Source organism: Sunxiuqinia dokdonensis (genome assembly GCF_001270965.1).
GTDB lineage: Bacteria > Bacteroidota > Bacteroidia > Bacteroidales > Prolixibacteraceae > Sunxiuqinia > Sunxiuqinia dokdonensis.
The window spans coordinates 48,553-54,654 of sequence record NZ_LGIA01000152.1 but is presented as its reverse complement, the minus strand read 5'-3'; the positions used below and the strand labels follow the sequence as shown (position 1 = coordinate 54,654).

Below are 6,102 nucleotides of genomic sequence, written 5' to 3'. Positions count from 1 at the left end.
AAAAAATTTTTTTTTCTTTTTTTTTTTTTTTTTTTTATCCCCCTATTGAAAACTTTTTCAGGGACGACTAGATAATATTCATACATCAATTAAAACTAACAGAGGTCAGTAGTTATCTCCCAATTAAACAGGTCTGATAAATTTTGCCGGCAGCTACCATTTGCGGGATATTATTGAAGAAGATATTTTCTGTCATCTGCGAATGATTTATGCGATAGTAAAATTCATTCAGATATCTATTGATGTGGAATTCACTCACCCATGAGTAAGTTAGTAAGTTGTCCGTAACCATGACTTCACTTGATGTATAATGGTGTGTAGAGCCTTGAAATTCATGCCGCCATCGCTTTCTATTTGTGAGACATTGTATTGATCCATCAAGGGGCGATGCCCTTTCCGCAAATCAGTGTACATTACCATCCAATGATTTTTACTACTTGTTCACCAAAATATTTACGGAAAGATTAGCCCATTCTACAATTGGCGTAAAATAAACACCGAAAAACAGGGTTGGGATTGCCAACATAAGCACAATCAATATCTCCGTGGGGGAATAAGTAAGCTTACTTTGGAAATGTTCATTTTGTCTCAGGTACATATTTCTCACCACTTTAATATAGTAGTAAAGTGAAATTACACTATTGACAACTCCAATTACAGCCAGCCATACAAATCCTGCATTAATCACCGAAGTAAATACATATAGTTTTCCGATAAAACCTGCAGTAGGCGGTAAACCTGTCAGTGAAATCAGGAAAATCGTTAGACAAACCCCGAGAACAGGCGATCGAAAGCCCAGCCCGGCATAATCATCAATATCCTCGGTATCCAGTTTATTGGCTATCAATTGAACAATAAAGAATGCGCCCAGATTCATCAGCATATAAAAAAAGAAGTAAATCAGTACTGCTGTCGCTCCGTTGTCGTTCAACACCGCAACGGCCATTAACATATAGCCTGCATGAGCTATACTTGAATAGGCCAACAGCCTTTTCATATTGTTTTGCCAAACCGCAACCAGGTTGCCCAGCGTCATGGTCAGAATCGATATAACGATCAATACATAACGCCAATCGATATTCCCAATTAAATTCCAGGTTTCCAATGTCCCTGAAGAAGGATCTACCAGACCGGTCTTAAAAAACCTTAGCAATACCGCAAAACCCGCAGCCTTTGAGGCAACCGATAAATAAGCAGTGATGGTGACAGGTGCGCCCTCGTAAACATCGGGTGTCCAAAAATGAAATGGAACAGCCGATATTTTATATCCAAATCCGGCGACAATCATCAAACTGGAAACAAACAAGGGCATATCATCGACATTCCCGGAAGCAATATATTGATTTATATTGAACAGGTTCAAACTTCCGGTTAACCCAAAAAGAATTGAAATTCCATAAAGCATAATACCCGTTGATGCAGCACCGAAAATAACATATTTCAATGATGCTTCTGATGCACGTTTTATTTCCTTCGTGTAGCCGGCCAGCACGTATGAACTAATGCTCATGATTTCGATAGAGAGATATATCATGATGAGATTGGCCGACCCCACCAGAAGAAACATCCCTAGGGTCATACCCATCATCAGAGTGAAATACTCCCCAAGCCTTGGTTTGCCTGGGTGAAGTTCTTTGGAGTAGAAAGTAAATATGATGATAATCAAACTTGACAGCAAAATAATATACTTCATGAAAACTCCGAAATCATCAATTACCAGAAGGTTAGCGAATGCTTTGTATTCAACTCCGGTTTGTTGGTGAAGAAATATCCCCGCAATCACGATTCCAATAATTGCAACGTAACCCGATATGTGTTTTGATTTTTTAAAAATGAGATCAAAAATAATTGTCAGAATAATGGTGGCCGTCAATGTTGTTTCCGGTTTGAAAAATTCAAAACTTTTTATCAGGTCTGTAGTATAAGTAGATAAATCTGTCATAATTTGTTAAAAATATTAGAAGCCTGCAACATTATTTACTATAACCCGCCGATAAATACAAACGGTTTCATCAAATCAATAAAATGATTCACTGATCCTGAAATTAAATCAATCATAGGATTTGGATAAATTCCGAGAAAAATGATTATAACAGCAAGCGGTATGAGTGCGGTTAATTCCAACCCGTTGATATCATCTGTTTTATATTCTATCCCTGTCGGGTCCCATGGGCCTTTCCATTTATTGGGTAACTCACCGAAAAATATTTTTTGCAGGGCCCAAAGCATATACCCGGCACCTAAAATAATACTCAAAACAGAAACGGCCGTCAATACCGGGAATGTTTTGAATGCCCCCAGGAAAACCAGCACTTCCGAAATAAATCCACTTAATCCAGGCAATCCAATGGCCGCGAAAAAAGCAATCGCCATGATCCCAGTGTAAACAGGCATTTTTTTCGCCAAACCACCAAAATCGTCTAATCCGCGGGTATGTGCCCTGTCATAAATGACGCCGACAATCATAAACAACATGGCAGTTATTGTACCGTGGTTGAACATCTGGAAGATGGCCCCAACCATACCTTCCGGCCTCATGGAAGACAATCCCAGCATCACAAGCCCCATGTGGCTGATCGACGAATAGGCAATCAATTTTTTCAAGTCTCTTTTTCCAACCCGGTGTTGCCCTAATGCACATAAAGCTCCGTAAAGAATACTGATCATGCCAATCCAGGCAATCAGGCTTTGGAAGTATCCAAATGCCTCCGGGAATATCGGAAAAGCAATTCTGATCATACCATAGGCGCCCATTTTCAATAACACACCGGCCAAAATCACCGATATGGGTGTAGGCGCTTCAACGTGGGCATCCGGCAACCATGTATGGAACGGGAACAATGGAACTTTAATGGCAAAGCCGATAAACAAAGCCAAAAACGCGGCGTACCTTAACGTGGTTGCCGACCCGCTTAAAATAGCTCCCGCTTTAAAATTGGCAGGATCCATCATATCGAGGATGTTAAATGTACCTACGCTCTGAAAAAGTCCAATCATTACCAAAAGCATTAATACACTGCCGACCAATGTGTATATAAAAAACTTGATGGCTGCATACTCTTTGCGCGGTCCACCCCAAATACCGATCAGAAAATACATAGGCAGCAACATCAACTCCCAGAAGACGTAAAATAAAAAGAAATCCAGGGCACAAAAAACTCCGACCATTCCCAAATCAAGCAGCAGATACATGGCAAAATAACCCTTCACTGCTTTCGTGATTTTAAATGACGGCAATATTGCTACAAAACAAATTATTGTTGTAAGGAGGAGCATTGGAACACTTATTCCGTCAATCCCCAGGAAATAATCAATGTCAATGTTCCCTATAAGCGGCAAATTTGCATGTATCCAGTTTACTTTCTCAACAAACTGGAAGGTATTTATATCGTTTATCCCTGTTTTAGCAGAATTGTAGAAAACATAAATTATCGCTGCGAGGATTAGCTGAATAAATGTAATCCCCAAACTCACCCATTTTATTGTTTTTTTCGAAAGATCAATTGCTTCTTTGTCCTTTCCTGAAGGGATTAACAATATTATAAGAATTCCCAAAGCCGGAAGGAAAGTGATCAATGTTAAAATCGGAAAGTTTATTGCCCCTTGCATATAACCTGTTTTTAAAATTTATACAAAAAAGTATATCATTGTTAATATTCCCAAAAGCATGAACACAATATATGCCTGCACTTTACCCGTTTGCAGCTTTCTAATTTTACTCCCACAATAACCGGTAAACGTTGAAGCCATATTAACAGCCCCATCAATAACATAATTGTCGAAAAGGCCTGTTAAACGGCTTACAAATCTTATTATATAGGAACTAAGGTTAACCAAACCATCTACAATATAAGTGTCAAACCATGACAATGATTTTGACAATGCAAGTGTTCCTACAATCGCTGTTGCTTGATAAAGTTCATCAAAATACCATCTATTATAGAGAAATGAATGCAAAAATTTAAACCTTACTTCCAGTTTGCCTGCGTTAATAATTTTGAATTTATACATCATGAATGCGAGCATTATCCCAAGAGCTGCCATGAATAAGGAGATTCCCATTGCAAGGTAGTGGAAATGATGCGATTCTTCGTGGAAACGGTTTAAGTAGGTATTTTCCGGGCTTGCCTGCACCACATCGCTATTTTCGGGATTATCGCCCTGATTATGAGCTTGTCCTTCCGCCATTTCCGGCAATAAAAATTTCCATTGACTGGTTTCGGGGACAACAGATACAGGCTGAACTACCTTTTCCTGAAACCAACCTTCCGAAGCTTCGAATGGATTGGAGGAATAAACAAACCAGAACGACAAACACGCCAGTAACACCAGAGGAAATAATATGGGTAATTTGTTTTCTTTTGTATTCCTGGCAATCTCGGTCTTATGTTCTCCATGAAAAGCCAGGATTGTTAACCTGAACATATAAAAAGCTGTCATTCCTGCTGCCAAATAGCCTAATACGGGAATCACCCAATGCCACCCACCGGTCAGGTTCGCATAGGCAAGGGTGCCTGCCAGAATACCATCTTTACTTAAAAAACCAGAGGTAAAAGGTATGCCTGACAAGGCAAATGTAGCGATCATAAAAGTCAGGTAAGTCCACGGCATGGTTTTTCGCAATCCTCCCATATTGTATATGTCCTGGGCATCCGTATGATGATCGTTCTTATGATGAATTGACTCATGCATGGCATAGATAACCGAACCCGCTGTAAGGAATAACGCAGCTTTAAACCACGCATGCGTAACCAAATGAAAAAAACCATTTGTGTAACCTCCTACCCCAAGAGACATGATCATATATCCCAACTGGCTGATGGTAGAAAATGCAAGGATCTTTTTAAAGTCTCTCTGGACAAGGGCGATAGATGCTGACATGAATGCCGTGATAGCTCCCGTGAGTGCAATAAATGTCAGCGCATCGGCCGTGAACATCACAAACACCTTAGTAACGAGATAAACCCCCGCAGCCACCATGGTTGCTGCATGAATCAATGCAGAAACGGGTGTGGGGCCTTCCATGGCATCGGGAAGCCAAACATGTAATGGAAACTGTGCAGATTTCCCGATGGCGCCCATGAAAATGCAAATTCCCGTAACCGTCAACATCGTTGGATTATTGAATGGCATTTTGCCCGATGCGATTCCAGAAAAAATATCATCGAACATGAAAGAATTATAGGTGAAAAACAAAATCATAATGCCGATGAAAAAACCAAGATCCCCGATGCGGTTTGTGATAAAAGCTTTTTTCCCGGCGTTGGCCGCGGAGCCCTTTTCATACCAAAAACCTATTAACAGGTAAGAACTTATCCCAACCAATTCCCAAAAAATATACATTAAAAGGAAATTGTTGGTAATAACGATTCCAAGCATTGAAAATGTGAAAAGTCCCAGGTAGGCGAAGTAAGTAGGATAACGCCTGTCACCTTTCATATACACCGTGGAAAACAGGTGCACCAGAAAACTGATGAGCGTTACCACGACGAGCATAATAGTGGCAATGTTATCGATACCAATCCCGATATCAAAATTTACTGTTCCCAGATTAAACCATTCAATCCTGGTCTGGATGACCGGTTCTTCCGAAAAAACAAACAACTTATTATATGCTGCAACAATGGCCAATGCCAAATCGATTCCAAGTATAAAAGTTCCGACTATTCCGCTTTTTCTTCCCAATTTGTTTCCAAAAAAAATGTTGATCAGGAAACTTGCCATCGGGATGAGCAGTACGATAAAACTGAGCAGCAATGTATCTTTTGTCATATTATTTCAAACAATAAGAATTATTCTTTCAGATCGTCCACCTCATCAACATTCACATGCCTGAAGTGTTGATATATATTTAAAATTATGGCCAATGCGATTGCTGCTTCTGTCGCAGCCAGTATAATCACAAAAATAGCAGCCACGTGACCCTCAATATTCATACCGCCATATTTTGCAAATGCAATAAAATTAATATTCGCGGCATTGAGCACAAGTTCTATCCCCATGAGAACCAAAATCGCATGTTTCCTTGAGATTATTGCGAATAATCCCATGGAAAACAACAATGCGCTTACAACTAAATAATGAACCAGGCCTATATGCATA

At 39.8% G+C, this 6,102-nt stretch carries 4 protein-coding genes and 1 pseudogene; all 5 read right to left on the bottom strand.

All coding sequences use genetic code 11. The annotated features are described in order from the left end of the window. Positions 1 to 112: 112 nt before the first annotated feature. A pseudogene (locus NC99_RS22470) lies at positions 113 to 408 on the bottom strand (IS1595 family transposase); the annotation flags it as partial. A 25-nt stretch (positions 409 to 433) separates the two neighbouring features. Continuing rightward, the gene (locus NC99_RS10985) at positions 434 to 1,942 is read right to left on the bottom strand and encodes an NADH-quinone oxidoreductase subunit N (RefSeq protein ID WP_053183588.1); all 1,509 of its coding nucleotides are present in this window, start codon (positions 1,940 to 1,942) and stop codon (positions 434 to 436) included. Between the two features lie 38 nt (positions 1,943 to 1,980). Continuing rightward, positions 1,981 to 3,609: a complex I subunit 4 family protein gene (locus NC99_RS10980; RefSeq protein ID WP_204374969.1), complete on the bottom strand. Its 1,629-nt coding sequence runs from the start codon at positions 3,607 to 3,609 to the stop codon at positions 1,981 to 1,983. An 18-nt stretch (positions 3,610 to 3,627) separates the two neighbouring features. Next, on the bottom strand, positions 3,628 to 5,772 hold the full coding sequence (gene nuoL, locus NC99_RS10975) for an NADH-quinone oxidoreductase subunit L (RefSeq protein ID WP_053183586.1): 2,145 nt from the start codon (positions 5,770 to 5,772) through the stop codon (positions 3,628 to 3,630). A gap of 20 nt (positions 5,773 to 5,792) precedes the next feature. Beyond that, positions 5,793 to 6,101 carry an NADH-quinone oxidoreductase subunit NuoK gene (gene nuoK / locus NC99_RS10970; protein ID WP_053183584.1) on the bottom strand — a complete coding sequence of 103 codons (309 nt, stop codon included), beginning with the start codon at positions 6,099 to 6,101 and terminating at the stop codon, positions 5,793 to 5,795. Between the last annotated feature and the right edge of the window lies 1 nt (position 6,102).

Excerpts from the sequence above, each read along its gene's own strand:
- NC99_RS10985 (WP_053183588.1), bottom strand. The coding sequence starts at position 1,942 with ATGACAGATTTATCTACTTATACTACAGACCTGATAAAAAGTTTTGAA.
- NC99_RS10980 (WP_204374969.1), bottom strand. The coding sequence starts at position 3,609 with ATGCAAGGGGCAATAAACTTTCCGATTTTAACATTGATCACTTTCCTT.
- nuoL (WP_053183586.1), bottom strand. The coding sequence starts at position 5,772 with ATGACAAAAGATACATTGCTGCTCAGTTTTATCGTACTGCTCATCCCG.
- nuoK (WP_053183584.1), bottom strand. The coding sequence starts at position 6,101 with ATGCATATAGGCCTGGTTCATTATTTAGTTGTAAGCGCATTGTTGTTT.